Genomic DNA, 12,851 nt, shown 5'->3' with positions numbered 1-12,851 from the left:
CATCCCGGCACGACGACGGTGGAAGGACGGCCGGGTGGGCGTGCGATTCGAGGAACTGGCCTGGCGGGAGACCCCGATCGGCGCCATCAGTCTGCGCCGGCGGCGGGACCCCGCCCTCGACGTCGACGTGTACGAGGTGAAGCTCGACGACGAGTACCTGATGTCCAGCCTCTTTCCGGTCGCCGAGATCGAACTGGCCCGGCTGGGCCTGGCCCCGCTGGGTGACGAGCCCCTCGACGTGGTGGTCGGCGGTCTCGGCCTCGGCTACACCGCCCGTACCGCCCTGGAGGACGGTCGGGTGCGTTCGGTGCTGGTGGTGGAGACGATCGAGGACGTCATCGACTGGCACCGCCGCCAACTGCTCCCCTTCGCCGCCGGCCTCGCCCCGGACCCGCGGACCCGGTTCGTCCGGGCGGACTTCTTCGCCGCCGTCGCCGACGGCACCGGCTTCGACCCGGAGCAGCCCGGCCGGCGTTTCCACGCCGTGCTGCTCGACGTCGACCACTCCCCGCGCAACGTACTGCACCCCAGCCATGCCGCCTTCTACACCGCCGGCGGCCTGCGTCGGCTGGCCGACCTGCTGCATCCCGACGGGGTGTTCGCGCTCTGGTCGGACGATCCGCCGGACGACGCGTTCGGCCGGGTCCTCGCCGAGGTGTTCCCGACCTGGCGGGCCCACGTCGTCGCGTTCGCCAACCCGCTGACCGGTGGCGAGTCCGCCAACACCGTCTACGTCGCCCGGCGCTGACCAGGCATACGACGGCACGGAACGGGAACGCAGGCAGGTCAGTGCTGTCAGAGGAGGTGGACATGCGGGCCATGCTCTTCGTCGTCGGTGTCGTCGGCGGCGCGCTCATCCTGCTCGGGCTGCTGCTGGAGGCGGTCCGCTGGCTGGCCATCATCGGTGTCATCGCGCTGTTGGCGGTGATCGTGCTGGCGTTCGTCCGGGGACGGCAGTCGGTGCACCGGCACTCGGCGGGTCGCCACTGACCCACGCCGGTAACCACGTCACGGACCCGGGTCCCACAGTGCGGACCCGGGTCCCACCGTCTCCCCACGAACCCCGCCCCTGCCGGGTGGAGCGCAACAGGTCGGTCCGGGATCGGACAGCGGCGCAACCGGCACGCCCCGGCGTACGTGTGACGGTCATCGGAAGTGCCCGGGACAACCCCGGGACCCGAACGGGGAGTGACGATGACCCACCTCGCACGACGTACCGCTGTCGCCGGCCTGACCGTCGGGCTGCTGGCCGCCCCGGTCGGCGTCGCCGGCACACCGGCCGTGGCCGGCCAGAGCCGGTCGGGCTGCACGGTCCGCCCGCTGGCCTACCCACCCGATGTGTACCGGGCCGACGCCGAGGCCATCGACCCGACCGGCCGGTTCGTCGCCGGCACCGCGCTGCGGGTCGAGGAGACCGGAAACCGTGACCTTCTGCTGGTCTGGGACCGGGACCGGCTCACCACCCTGGAGTCGCCCCTGGTCAGCGACGTCGCCGACGTCGACACCAACGGGACGGTTCTCGGCAACGGCTGGATCGACGCGTACAGCCGCCCCTGGGTGTACCGCGGCGGAAAGCTCACCCTGCTTCCCGTCGCACCGTCCCAGAGCGTCGGCGCGACGGCGATCAACGAGGCCGGCGACATCGTCGGCACCGCCGAGGACAGGACCACCGGTCGCTACCACCCGCTGCGCTGGCCCGCGGCCCGGCCGGGCACCGTCGAGGTGCTGGACATCCCGCGGCCCGACGCCCAGCCCGCGGCGATCACCCAGGACGGCACCATCGTCGGCAACGCCGGGGACTTCGCGGAGTGGACGGCGTGGGTCCGTCGTCCCGACGGCCGGGTCGCCGACCTGACCGTGCCCGGTGCCCGCACCGCCCTGGTCGACGCCGCGGCGGGCCACTGGGCGGTCGGCCGGGTCGACCTGGGCGGCGCCAACGCGGTGAAGGTGCGTTGGGATCTGCGGGACCGCTCGTGGTCCCGGCTCGCCGACGAGCTGGTGTCGGTCACCGACGTCAACGCGCGCGGGGTGGTCGTCGGCGGGGACCGCATCGCCCGGGGTGGCACCTCGCGGGTGCTGCCCGGTGGGACCGGCACCCGGGCCATCGCCGACACCGGCGTCGTCGTCGGGTTCCGTAACGACGGCCGGGTCACCCCGATGCGCTGGGTCGGCTGCTGACCGTCGACGGATCCCACAGGCGGGCCTGCGGCACCGGCACTGCGCCGGTCGCCGTCGGCCGCCGCCGGAGCCTGAGCCGGCCGGCCCGCACCCGGGGCGGCCGGCTCAGTGCGCCCCGCCGAGGTTGAGCACCACCACTCCCCCGATGATCAGGCCCACCCCGATCACCTTCGACACGCTCAACGGCTCACCGAGAAAGGCCGCGCCGACCGCGACGATCGCAGCGGTGCCGAGGCCGGACCACACGGCGTACGCCACTCCGACCGGGATGTCCCGCACCGCCAGCGCGAGCATGCCGAAGGCCAGCAGGTAGGCGGCGGCCAGCCCGACCGTCGGCCAGAGCCGGGTGAACCCCTGCGTCGCCTTGAGCAGGCTGGTGCCGGCCACTTCGGCGCTGATCGCGATCAGCAGGAACACGTAGGCCATCTCGGATCCCTCCGGTGCGTCTCCCCATGATCCCGCACCGGCCACCGCTCGTACCGGCACACCACGATCGGAGCGTTCGGGTAACGTGCTCCGCACGCTGAGTACGGGGTTTTCCGCAACAGCTGTCGATCGGAGTCGCCATGGTCCGCCACCGCATGCTCGCCGGGGTCGCCGTCGGCCTGCTCACCGCCGCGCTGGGCCTGCCCGGTGCGGCCGTTGCCGGGCCACGCCAGGACAGCCTCCGACTCTGCGTGCTGCATCCGCTGCCGCTGCCGGCCGAGGCGACGCAGGGCAAGGCCGAGGCGGTGGATCCGGCCAACCGGTTCGTCGCGGGCACCGGCGCCCGGATCACCGACGGGGTGTGGGAACCGCTGCTGCTGCTCTGGCGCGGCAACCGGGTCACCGCCGTGCCCACCCCGCTGGCCGGGGAGGTCACCGGCGTCAACACGGCAGGGGTCGTGATCGGCAACGGCTCCATCTCGGCGACGTACCGTCCCTGGCGGTACCAGGACGGCCAGTTGACGGAGCTGCCCGTTCCGGGAACCGTCTCGAACGTCTGGGCCACCGGGATCAACGCACGCGGCGACATCGTGGGGCACGGCTCGGTGGAGGCGACCGAGACCCAACTGCCGTTGCGGTGGCCGGCGGACCGACCGGGCACGGTCGAGACGGTCACGCCCCTGACCGAGGGGAGCGCCGACGCGGTCCTGGACGACGGCAGTGTCGTCGGCACCTCCGTCGCGCCGGGCGGCACGACGCACTACGCCGGCTGGGTGCGCCGCCCGGACGGAGGGATCCACTGGCTCGCCGTGCCCGGCAAGCCGCGCTCCTGGGCGAGCGCGGCCCGGGGCGACTGGGCGGCCGGCGGGGCGGACGACACCCCCGACGAGGGCGACGGGACCCCGTATCGGTGGAACCTGCGTACCGGGAAGGTGACGCCGGTCCATCCGGCGGTGGGCTGGCGGATATACGGCGTGACGACCAGCGGCGTGGTGGTCGGCGATGCGGCAGTGGGGCACGGCGACCGGGTGACGCCGCTGCCGGGGCGGGGGGGAAGTGTCCACTACCTCAAGGCGGAGTCGATAGCGGACGACGGCACGGTGGTCGGCTGGACCTCCGGCGGACGGCTCAGCCCGGCGCGCTGGACCGGCTGCTGACCGGCCCGGGTGGACGGTGCCGGCGGCGGGTCAGACCCCGGAGGTGGCCAGCGCGCGGGCCGGGCGCTCGTCGGTGGTCGGGCGGGCCGCCTCCCGGTCGGGCAGGGAGAGCCGGATGACCTTCCACCAGGCGGAGGCGACCTGTTTGGGCAGCGGGCCGGTGGTGTACTTCAGCCCGTACCTGTCGAACAGCGCCCGCACCTGCGGGGCGATCTCCTGGTAGCGCTTGCTGGGCAGATCGGGGAAGAGGTGGTGCTCGATCTGGAAGGACAGGTTGCCGGTCATGATGTGCATCAGCCGGCTACCGCTGATGTTGGCCGAGCCGAGCATCTGCCGCAGGTACCACTCGCCCCGGGTCTCCCCCTCGATCGAGGTCTTGGAGAACGTCTCCACTCCGTTGGGGAAGTGCCCGCACATGATCACCGAGTGGCTCCACAGGTTGCGGATCAGGTTCGCGGTGAAGGTGGCGGCGAGGGTGCTGAGGAAGGACGGGCCGGACAGCAGCGGGTGGATGACGTAGTCCTTGAGCACCTGGCGGCGGATCTTGCGGCCGACCGCGCGCAGCCGGGCCCGGAACTCGGGGGCCTTGTGCCGGCCCTTGCGCAGGTTGCGGCCCAGCTCCAGGTCGTACGCGGCGATGCCGTACTCGAAGAAGCAGGCGTTGACGAAGTTCCACAGCGGCTGGCCGAGGTGCAGCGGGTACCACTTCTGGTCCTCGTCGACCCGCATGATGCCGTACCCGAGGTCGTTGTCCTTGCCGAGCACGTTGGTGTACGTGTGGTGCAGCTGGTTGTGCGAGTGCTTCCACTGGTCGGCCGGGGAGACGTGGTCCCACTCCCAGGTGGTGGAGTGGATCTTCGGGTCGCGCATGAAGTCGTACTGGCCGTGCAGGATGTTGTGGCCGATCTCCATGTTCTCCAGGATCTTGGCCACCGCCAGACCTGCGGTGCCGACCACCCAGGCCGGCGGGAAGAGCGAGAAGAGCAGCACCGCGCGGCTACTCATCTCCAGCGTCCGCTGGGTCTTGATCACCTTGCGGATGTAGGCCGCGTCGCTCTCGCCACGCTCGGCTAGCACCCGGTCCCGGATCGCGTCGAGCTCCTTGCCGAGGATCTCGATGTCCTCGGCGCTCAGGTGGGCGATCGGGTTGTCGGTCTTCTTCTGGATGACTGTCACGTCCGGCCTCCTGGTCAGAGATCGATGTCGCAGGTACCGGCCGCCGCCGACACGCAGGTCTGGATGAGCACGCCGTCGCCCGGGACGGCGGTGGTGAGCGTCCCGTCACGCAGGTCCCGCACCGCCCCCTGACGCAGCGGCAGGACGCAGCCGTAGCAGATACCCATCCGACAGCCGGAGGGCATCAGCGCCCCGGCGGCCTCGCCGGCGTCGAGGATCGGGGTGCCGCCGTCGGCGTCGAGGGTGAGGCCGGCCCGGGTGAAGGTGACGGTGCCCCCCTCACCGGGGGCGATGACCGTCGGCCGGAACCGCTCGGTGTGCAGCCGGTCGGCGACGCCGGCCGCCGCCCAGTGCTCCTGCACCGCGTCGAGCATGCCGACCGGCCCACAGGCCCAGGTCTGCCGGTCGAGGTGGTCGGGCACCAGGGTGGCCAGCTCGCCGACCCCGAGCAGCCCGTGCCGGTCGGTGTGCCGCTCGACCAGCCGGATGCCACCCTGCGCGGCCAGCGCGCGCAGCTCCGCGCCGAACACCACGTCGTCCGGGGTCGGTGCGGAGTGCACGAGCACCACGTCGGCCCGGGTGTGCACACCGGCGCGCAGCATGCCCATCACCGGGGTGACGCCGCTGCCGGCGGTGAGGAACAGGACCCGGCCCGGGGCCGGGTCGGGCAGGACGAAGTCACCGAGCGCCTGGTCGAGCTGGACGACGGTGCCCACCCTGGTCCGGTGCACCAGGTGGTTGCTGACCCGGCCGTCCGGGATGGCCTTGACGGTCACGGTGATCCGACCGTCGGGGCGGTCGGGGGCGGAGGTCACCGAGTAGGCCCGCCACTGCCGTACCCCGTCGACGTCGACGCCGAGGCGGACGTACTGGCCGGGGGTGTGGCCACGCCAGGCGCGGCCCGGCTGGATGGTGAGGGTGGCCGCGTCCCGGGTCTCCCGGTCGACGGCGACGATCCGCCCGCGCAGGGCGGCCCCGGCGCGCAGTGGCGCGACCAGGTCGAGGTAGTCCTCCGGCAGCAGCGGGGTGGTGACCGTCTCGGCCAGCCGGAGCAGCCGGTCCCGGACGGATGCCTTCGCCGGGGGACGAGGGACGGTGGTGGTCATGACCCCAGAGTGCTCGCTCTTTCGCATAACATCTTGACCCAGGAAGGTGAATCGGGCGCGATTTCTTGTTCGAGGGGAACAACATGTCGGAATCGGGGGCAGCCGGCCACCTTGGCGGTCGACTGGAGCTCGACGCTCAGGTGGCCGAGCGGTTACGCAGCCGGCTGCCGCTGGTCGCCGCGCACACCGTCACCACCATCACCGGCGAGGTGCCCGCCTACTCCGGCACCCTCACCGGTCAGATGCGCGAGAAGATCGAGAACGCGGTACGGATCGCCTTGGGCACCTTCCTCCAGCTCATCGAGCGGGCCGGGGCGGCCGACCCGAGCACCCCGCTGAGCCGGGCGCTGGAGGCCGCGTACGCGTTGGGCGCCGGGGAGGCGCGGGCGGGGCGGAGCATGGACTCGCTGCTGGCCGCGTACCGGGTGGGGGCGCGGGTGGCCTGGCGGGAGGTCTCCACCACCACCGTACGCAGCGGGCTCTCCGCCGAGACGGTCGCCGAGTTCGCCGAGCTGATGTTCGCCTACATCGACGAGCTCTCCGCCGCCAGCGTCGCCGGGCACTCCGACGAGCTGGCCAACGTCGGTCGGGCCCGGCGGCGGGACCTGGACCGGCTCACCCAGCAACTGCTCGCCGGTGAACCGGAGGAGGTGCTGCGGCGCAGCGCCGAGCGGGCCGAGTGGCCCCCGCCGCAGACCCTGACCGTGGCGGCGCTGCCGCGTAGCAGCCTGCGTGCGGTGCTCGCCGTGCTCGGCCCGCAGACCCTGGAGAGCGGCGAGGAGCTGGCCGGGACGCAGTGGGCCGAGGAGGCGGCGCTGCTGCTCGTACCGGACATGCACGGGGGGCGAAGACGGCAGCTCGCCACGGTGCTGCACGGACACCGCGCGGTGCTCGGGCCGGCCCGCCCCTGGGTCGCGGTGGCCCGGTCGTACCAGCGGGTGTTGAAGGCGCTCGCCCTCGGCGTGGCTCCACCGGCGGACGGCGCCGCGCTGGACACCGAGGAACACCTGGCCCGGCTGGTGCTGCACACCGATCCGGAGGCGCTCGCCGACCTGCGGGCCCAGGTGCTCGCGCCGTTGGCCACGCTCTCACCGGCGACCGCCGCGCGGTTGGCCGAGACGATGCGCTCCTGGCTGTTGCACCAGGGCCGCCGCGACGACGTCGCCGCCGACCTCTTCGTGCACCCGCAGACGGTCCGCTACCGGATGGGTCGGCTGCGCGAGCTGTACGGCGACCGGCTGCACGAGCCCGGCACGGTGCTCGACCTGACCGTGGCGCTGGCGTTCCCGCCTCCCGCCGGGCAGGACGAACCCGCCGACCGCTGACCGGCGGGGACGGGGGCCGACAGCCGTGCCGGCCCGCCCCGGGGAGGGGGTGGGCCGGCACGGGGGCGCAGGTCAGTGCCGACGTCGGCCGTACGTACCGGCGAGGAGGGCGACACCGATGGCCGCGAAGGCCACCTGGATGAACAGCTCGATCCAGTCGATGCCGGCCGTCTCGTCGACGCCCAGCGCCGCGGCCACCAGAGTGCCGAGAATCGCGGCCACCACGCCGATGGCCAGGGTGAGCAGGATGGAGATCTTCTGCTTGCCCGGCACCACCAACCGGCCCAGCGCTCCGATGACCAGGCCGATGATGATGGCGGTGAAGAAGCCCTGTACTTCCACGTGTTCCGTCCCTCCACGAGTCGCTGTCGCCTGGCTTCTGCCCCCGGCGACCGGGTGGTGAAACCGGCTCAGGGCCGCCCCGGGCCGAATGTCACGCGACTGTCATGAGGCCGCGCGCCGACCGTCATCCGGCCGCCGCGCCGCTCCCCCCGAAGGTCCGGTCGAGCAGGTCGAACAGGGCGGACCAGTGACGCTCGGTGGCCTGCTCGTCGTAGAGCGGGGTGTCGGCCATCGTGAAGCCGTGGGCGGCGCCGGGGTAAAGCTCGGAGCGGTAGCTGACCCCGGCGGCGTCGAGCGCCCGCTCCAGCGTGGTGATCTGTGCGGCGGTCATCGACGCGTCCTGGTCGGCGTGGGCGAAGTACAGCTCACCGGTGACCGCGCCGACGCCCAGGTGCGGGCTGTCCGGCTCGTCGGTGACGACCCGGCCGGCGTGGAAGCTGGCCAGCGCCGCGATCCGGTCCGGATGCGCCGCGATCGCGCGCAGCGCGTTGGTGCCACCCATGCAGTACCCGACGATCGCCACCGGTCCGGGCGCGACGTCGTCACGGGCCGCCAGGAAGTCCAGGTAGGACCCGCTGTCCCGGGCCATCAGCTCCGGGGTGAGCGCGGTGATCAGCGGCACGATCCGCCCGAACAGCTCGCCGCGCCGCTGCGGGTCGGCCAAGTCACCGAGGTCGAACAGCGGTGCCCGGCCGGCCCGATGGAACAGGTTCGGCACCAGCACCAGGTGGCCGCGCGCGGCGATCCGCTCGGCCATCTCGGCGAGCCGGGGGCGCAGTCCGAAGGCGTCCATGAAGAACAGCACCGCCGGAAACGGCCCGTCGTCGTCCGGCCGGACCAGGTAGGCGTCCGCCGCGCCGTCGCTGGTCGGCACCTCCACCGTCGTCGTGGCCACCATGATCTCTCCCTCACCCGGGTGCCGGCGCACCCACCGCCGGAACGCTACCCGGCGACGGACCGGCCTGCCGGCACGGCGCTGGTGAGCTGGCGGATCGGCCGGTGGGCGCAGTGCCGCGGCTGCCGGGAGCCGGCGGGCGACGAGCGAATCGGGCCGGAGCTGTCACGGATCGACGACCCGGCCGGTCGTATGGATGCAGGGTGGTACGACCGCCACGGACGGACAGGGAGTGGATCAACTGTGAAGATCGTCGTCATCGGGGGCAGCGGACTCATCGGCAGCAGAGTGGTGGCGCTGCTCGGGCAGCAGGGCCACGACGCGGTAGCGGCCTCGCCGCGCACCGGAGTGGACACGCTTACCGGCGTGGGGGTGGCGGAGGCGCTCGACGGCGCCGACGTCGTGGTGGACGTGTCGAACTCACCGTCGTTCGAGGAGGTGGCCGTCCTGACGTTCTTCGAGACGTCCACCCGTACCCTGCTCGACGCGGAGGCTGAGGCCGGTGTACGGCATCACGTGGCGCTGTCCATCGTCGGCGCCGACCGCATCCCGGACAGCGGTTACATGCGGGCCAAGGTGGCGCAGGAAGCGTTGATCGCGGCGGCCGGGATTCCGTGGACGGTGGTACGCGCCACCCAGTTCTTCGAGTTCGTGCCGGCCATCGTCGAGTCCGCCGTCGTGGGCGACGAGGTGCGCCTGCCCCCGGCGCTGATCCAGCCGATCGCCGCCGACGACGTGGTGGCGGTGGTGGCCGAGATCGCGGTCGGCGCACCTGTCGACGGGATCGTGGAGCTGGCCGGGCCGCAGCGGTTCGGCATGGACGAGCTGGGTCGGGAGGCACTGGCCGCCGCCGGTGACCCCCGGTCGGTGGTCACCGACCCGCAGGGGCGCTACTTCGGGGCGCTGCTCACGGAGCAGTCGCTGGTCCCGCTCGGCGACGCCCGTACCGGTGGCATCCGGCTGGCCGAGTGGCGCGCACGCTGACCCTGCGCGCGGACCCGACGTCGGGTGACGTCGGGTCCGCGCGTCGTGCCGCCTACGGTAGGTGCATGACGACCGGCTCCGGGGCCACCGCCGACGGGCAACCGACCGTGGCGGCGGCGGACCTGGCCGCGTTCCTCGACGTGCGGCCGAGGTTGTTCGGGCTGGCCTACCGGATGCTGGGCAGCGTCGTCGAGGCCGAGGACGTGGTGCAGGAGGCGTGGCTGCGCTGGCAGGGCGTCGACCGGAGCGGGGTACGCAACCCGGCGGCCTTCCTGACCACCACGACCACCCGGCTGGCGGTGAACGCGGCGACGTCGGCGCGGGCCACCCGGGAGACGTACGTCGGGCCGTGGCTGCCCGAACCGGTCGACACCAGCGCCGACCCGACCCTGGGCGCGGAACGGGCGGCGGCGCTGGACGTCGCGGTCCTGCTGTTGCTGGAGCGGCTGGCCCCCGCCGAGCGGGCCGCGTACGTGCTGCGCGAGGCGTTCGACTACCCGTACCGGGAGATCGCCGAGGTGCTCGGCACCTCCGAGCCGAACGCCCGGCAACTGGCCAGCCGGGCGCGGCGGCACCTCGCCGTCGAGGGGTCCACGCCGGCCCCGCCGCAGCGGCGGCGGCAACTGGTGCGGGCGTTCCTCGGTGCGGCCCGCGACGGCGACCTGGCCACGCTGGAGCAGCTGCTCACCGCCGACGTGGTGGCCCGCTCCGACGGTGGCGGCCGGGTGCACGCGGCCCGCCGCGACGTGTGCGGGGTGGCCCGGGTGACCACCTTCCTGGACAACGTGCGGCGCAAGTACTGGCGGACGACGACTATCGACCTGGTCGAGGTCAACGGCGGCCCCGGGCTGCTGGTCGCGAGCGACCGCCCGGTCACCCTGATCACGCTTGACACCTCGGTACGCGGCATCGAACGGCTGCTGCTGGTGGTCAACCCGGACAAGCTGGCCCGGCTGCCGGCCCGCCGCTGACAGGCGATTTCGTCCATCGTTCACGGAACGCGTGCTGGACCAATGCTTCGATCTTCGTCTATACATTTCCCAGGGAGCCCACATCTCACCTGGACGGAGCACCATGAACCGACGCCCGCGTGCCGCCGCGACCATCCTCACCGCGGTCCTCGCCACCACCGGCCTCGCCCACCCCGCCGGGGCCGCCGGCTACTCCGCCCCGCTGACCACCGCCGTCGCCGACCTCACCGTCGCCGCCGAGAATCGCACCGGCTACAGCCGGGACCTCTTCCCGCACTGGATCGACGCCGACGGCGACGGCTGCACCACCCGCAACGAGGTGCTGCTCGCCGAGGCGGTCAGCGCGCCCGCCGTCGGCAGCGGCTGCGCCCTCAGCGGGGGCCGCTGGTACTCCTACTACGACAACGCCTACTGGACCGCCGCCGGTGACCTCGACATCGACCACATGGTGCCGCTCGCCGAGGCGTGGGACTCCGGGGCACGCAGCTGGACCACCAGCCGCCGCCAGGCGTACGCCAACGACCTCGGTGACAGCCGGCCGTTGGCGGCCGTCACCGACAACGTCAACCAGGCCAAGGGCGACCAGGACCCGGCAACCTGGCTGCCGCCGTACGCCACCGCCCGGTGCCGGTACGTCACCGAGTGGGTCGCCACCAAGACCCGCTGGCGGCTCACCGTCGACAGTACCGAGAAGAACGCCCTGACCAGCCTGGCCGGTGGTTGCCCGAACGTCACCATCTCGGTCAGCTACGCCTACTGATCCCGGGGCGGCCCCGGGCCGGGCCGGTGGCCGCGTGGTCCACCGGCCCGCCCCGGCCCGACGGGCGGACGCCGGTCAGGACGCCGTCCGCGCCGGCACGGCGTCGGCCACCGGTGCGTCGTCCGACCCCGCCGGTCGTCCGCGGACCATGGTCAGCACCGCGACGGTCAGCAGGACGGTGATCACGGTGCTGATCGCGCCGATCACGTTCAGCCCGTCGGTGAACGCCTCCCGGGCGGAGGCCAGCAGCGTCGCGCCGACCTCCCCGGGCAGCCGTTCGGCGGCGGCGACGGCGGTGGCCAGCGTGTCGCCCGCGGCGGCTCCCTCGGGAACTGTCAGCTGGCTGCGGTAGACGATGGTGCCGATGCTGCCCAGGATGGCGACGCCGAGCGCCATGCCCAGTTCGGTGCTGGTCTCCGAGACGGCCGAGGCGGATCCGGCCTGCGCGGGCGGTGCCGAGCCGACGACGATGTCGGTGCCGAGGGCGATCAGCGGCCCACCCCCGGCATAGACCAGGAGGAAGCCGACCACCAGTTGGGTGAGCCCGCCCTCGCTGCCGACCAGGGCCAGGGTGAGGTGCCCGACCGCCGAGACGGCCAGGCCGACGGCCACCACGTGCGCCGGGGCGAAGCGCGCGGCCAGCACCGGCGAGAGCATCGAGGTGACGATCAGGGCGAGCGCCGCCGGTAGCAGCCAGAGCCCGGCGCGCAGCGGGGAGAGCCCCACCACCAACTGGAGGTACTGGGTGACGAAGAGATACGTCCCCCCGGCGATCAGCATGCTGAACAGCATCGCCACCAGGGCGGTGGTCAGCGCGCGGTTGCGGAACAGGCGCAGGTCGATCAGTGGGCTGGTGAGACCCCGCTGCCGGCGGACGAAGAACACGCCGACGGTCAGGCCGACGACGATGGCGAGCACCGGCAGCAGGCCCGGGTCGTCCTTGGCCAGCTCCTTGAGGCCGTAGATGACGGGCAGGATGGTAGCCAGGGACAGCGCCACGCTGGTCAGGTCGAGCCGGCCGGCGTCGGCGTCCCGGTACTCGGGCAGCAGGCGCGGGCCGGCCAGCAGCAGCACCGCCATGATCGGCACGTTCAGCAGGAAGACCGAGCCCCACCAGAAGTACTCCAGCAACGCGCCGCCGACCACCGGGCCGAGCGCGATGCCGACGGAGAACATGGTGACCCAGACGGCGATCGCGATCCCCCGCTGCTTCGCGTCCTGGAACATGTTGCTGATCAGCGCGAGGGTGGACGGCATCAGGGTGGCGCCGGCGATGCCGAGCACGGCGCGCGCGGCGATCAGCATGGCGGGGCTGTCGGCGTACGCGGCGATCACCGAGGCGACCCCGAACGCGGCGGCACCGATCAGCAACAGCCGACGCCGGCCGATGCGGTCGCCGAGCGTGCCCATGGTCACCAGCAGGCCGGCGATCATGAAGCCGTAGATGTCGATGATCCACAACATCTGCGGCGCGCTGGGCAGCAGGCTCTCGCTGATGTGCGGCACCGCGAGGTGCAGGACGCTCATGTCG

The 12,851-nt window shown here is 72.9% G+C and carries 14 protein-coding genes; 8 read left to right on the top strand and 6 right to left on the bottom strand.

The window, feature by feature from the left end:
• Window positions 1–34: 34 nt before the first annotated feature.
• The 3 genes from OHQ87_RS07085 to OHQ87_RS07075 all read left to right on the top strand — a co-directional run bounded on the left by OHQ87_RS07085 (window position 35) and on the right by OHQ87_RS07075 (window position 2,178).
• On the top strand, window positions 35–748 hold the full coding sequence (locus tag OHQ87_RS07085; protein ID WP_328346084.1) for a spermidine synthase: 714 nt from the start codon (window positions 35–37) through the stop codon (window positions 746–748).
• 62 nt (window positions 749–810) lie between these two features.
• A complete protein-coding gene (locus OHQ87_RS07080; protein ID WP_328346082.1) occupies window positions 811–990 on the top strand; it encodes a hypothetical protein in 180 nt (59 codons plus the stop codon).
• 204 nt (window positions 991–1,194) lie between these two features.
• Window positions 1,195–2,178, top strand: coding sequence for a hypothetical protein (locus OHQ87_RS07075; protein ID WP_328346080.1), 984 nt, complete (start codon window positions 1,195–1,197; stop codon window positions 2,176–2,178).
• A gap of 105 nt (window positions 2,179–2,283) precedes the next feature.
• On the opposite strand, the gene OHQ87_RS07070 is transcribed toward OHQ87_RS07075, so the two are convergent.
• The gene (locus tag OHQ87_RS07070; protein ID WP_328346078.1) at window positions 2,284–2,604 is read right to left on the bottom strand and encodes a DMT family transporter; all 321 of its coding nucleotides are present in this window, start codon (window positions 2,602–2,604) and stop codon (window positions 2,284–2,286) included.
• Between the two features lie 140 nt (window positions 2,605–2,744).
• On the opposite strand from OHQ87_RS07070, the gene OHQ87_RS07065 reads away from it, so the two are divergent.
• Window positions 2,745–3,761 (top strand): hypothetical protein, encoded by a 1,017-nt coding sequence (locus OHQ87_RS07065; RefSeq protein ID WP_328346076.1) that lies wholly within the window; start codon window positions 2,745–2,747, stop codon window positions 3,759–3,761.
• A gap of 30 nt (window positions 3,762–3,791) precedes the next feature.
• On the opposite strand, the gene OHQ87_RS07060 is transcribed toward OHQ87_RS07065, so the two are convergent.
• A complete protein-coding gene (locus OHQ87_RS07060; RefSeq protein WP_328346074.1) occupies window positions 3,792–4,937 on the bottom strand; it encodes a fatty acid desaturase family protein in 1,146 nt (381 codons plus the stop codon).
• A 14-nt stretch (window positions 4,938–4,951) separates the two neighbouring features.
• The gene (locus OHQ87_RS07055; protein ID WP_328346073.1) at window positions 4,952–6,043 is read right to left on the bottom strand and encodes a ferredoxin reductase; all 1,092 of its coding nucleotides are present in this window, start codon (window positions 6,041–6,043) and stop codon (window positions 4,952–4,954) included.
• Between the two features lie 83 nt (window positions 6,044–6,126).
• On the opposite strand from OHQ87_RS07055, the gene OHQ87_RS07050 reads away from it, so the two are divergent.
• A complete protein-coding gene (locus OHQ87_RS07050; RefSeq protein ID WP_328346071.1) occupies window positions 6,127–7,368 on the top strand; it encodes a PucR family transcriptional regulator in 1,242 nt (413 codons plus the stop codon).
• A gap of 72 nt (window positions 7,369–7,440) precedes the next feature.
• On the opposite strand, the gene OHQ87_RS07045 is transcribed toward OHQ87_RS07050, so the two are convergent.
• Both OHQ87_RS07045 and OHQ87_RS07040 read right to left on the bottom strand, forming a co-directional pair.
• Window positions 7,441–7,710, bottom strand: coding sequence for a GlsB/YeaQ/YmgE family stress response membrane protein (locus OHQ87_RS07045; protein WP_328346069.1), 270 nt, complete (start codon window positions 7,708–7,710; stop codon window positions 7,441–7,443).
• 124 nt (window positions 7,711–7,834) lie between these two features.
• Window positions 7,835–8,608 (bottom strand): dienelactone hydrolase family protein, encoded by a 774-nt coding sequence (locus OHQ87_RS07040; RefSeq protein ID WP_442930699.1) that lies wholly within the window; start codon window positions 8,606–8,608, stop codon window positions 7,835–7,837.
• Window positions 8,609–8,848: 240 nt separating this feature from the next.
• Between OHQ87_RS07040 and OHQ87_RS07035 the strand changes: the two genes are divergently transcribed.
• The 3 genes from OHQ87_RS07035 to OHQ87_RS07025 all read left to right on the top strand — a co-directional run bounded on the left by OHQ87_RS07035 (window position 8,849) and on the right by OHQ87_RS07025 (window position 11,320).
• Window positions 8,849–9,589 (top strand): SDR family oxidoreductase, encoded by a 741-nt coding sequence (locus OHQ87_RS07035; RefSeq protein WP_328346067.1) that lies wholly within the window; start codon window positions 8,849–8,851, stop codon window positions 9,587–9,589.
• 65 nt (window positions 9,590–9,654) lie between these two features.
• Window positions 9,655–10,560: an RNA polymerase sigma-70 factor gene (locus OHQ87_RS07030; protein WP_328346065.1), complete on the top strand. Its 906-nt coding sequence runs from the start codon at window positions 9,655–9,657 to the stop codon at window positions 10,558–10,560.
• 103 nt (window positions 10,561–10,663) lie between these two features.
• Complete coding sequence (locus tag OHQ87_RS07025) at window positions 10,664–11,320, top strand: HNH endonuclease family protein (RefSeq protein ID WP_328346063.1); 657 nt, start codon at window positions 10,664–10,666, stop codon at window positions 11,318–11,320.
• 75 nt (window positions 11,321–11,395) lie between these two features.
• Here the strand turns inward: OHQ87_RS07025 and OHQ87_RS07020 are convergent, their stop codons facing one another.
• Window positions 11,396–12,847, bottom strand: coding sequence for an MFS transporter (locus OHQ87_RS07020; RefSeq protein WP_442930797.1), 1,452 nt, complete (start codon window positions 12,845–12,847; stop codon window positions 11,396–11,398).
• Window positions 12,848–12,851 lie beyond the last annotated feature (4 nt).

The sequence above is a fragment of the Micromonospora sp. NBC_00421 genome (genome assembly GCF_036017915.1).
Taxonomy (GTDB): Bacteria; Actinomycetota; Actinomycetes; order Mycobacteriales; family Micromonosporaceae; genus Micromonospora.
The sequence above is the reverse complement of the archived record's forward strand: the minus strand, read 5'-3'. Positions and strand labels throughout refer to the sequence as shown.

Bases quoted from the DNA above. Each gene is read 5' to 3' on its own strand.
- OHQ87_RS07080 (WP_328346082.1), top strand. From the start codon at position 811: ATGCGGGCCATGCTCTTCGTCGTCGGTGTCGTCGGCGGCGCGCTCATC.
- OHQ87_RS07075 (WP_328346080.1), top strand. From the start codon at position 1,195: ATGACCCACCTCGCACGACGTACCGCTGTCGCCGGCCTGACCGTCGGG.
- OHQ87_RS07070 (WP_328346078.1), bottom strand. From the start codon at position 2,604: ATGGCCTACGTGTTCCTGCTGATCGCGATCAGCGCCGAAGTGGCCGGC.
- OHQ87_RS07065 (WP_328346076.1), top strand. From the start codon at position 2,745: ATGGTCCGCCACCGCATGCTCGCCGGGGTCGCCGTCGGCCTGCTCACC.
- OHQ87_RS07055 (WP_328346073.1), bottom strand. From the start codon at position 6,043: ATGACCACCACCGTCCCTCGTCCCCCGGCGAAGGCATCCGTCCGGGAC.
- OHQ87_RS07050 (WP_328346071.1), top strand. From the start codon at position 6,127: ATGTCGGAATCGGGGGCAGCCGGCCACCTTGGCGGTCGACTGGAGCTC.
- OHQ87_RS07040 (WP_442930699.1), bottom strand. From the start codon at position 8,608: ATGGTGGCCACGACGACGGTGGAGGTGCCGACCAGCGACGGCGCGGCG.
- OHQ87_RS07030 (WP_328346065.1), top strand. From the start codon at position 9,655: ATGACGACCGGCTCCGGGGCCACCGCCGACGGGCAACCGACCGTGGCG.
- OHQ87_RS07025 (WP_328346063.1), top strand. From the start codon at position 10,664: ATGAACCGACGCCCGCGTGCCGCCGCGACCATCCTCACCGCGGTCCTC.
- OHQ87_RS07020 (WP_442930797.1), bottom strand. From the start codon at position 12,847: ATGAGCGTCCTGCACCTCGCGGTGCCGCACATCAGCGAGAGCCTGCTG.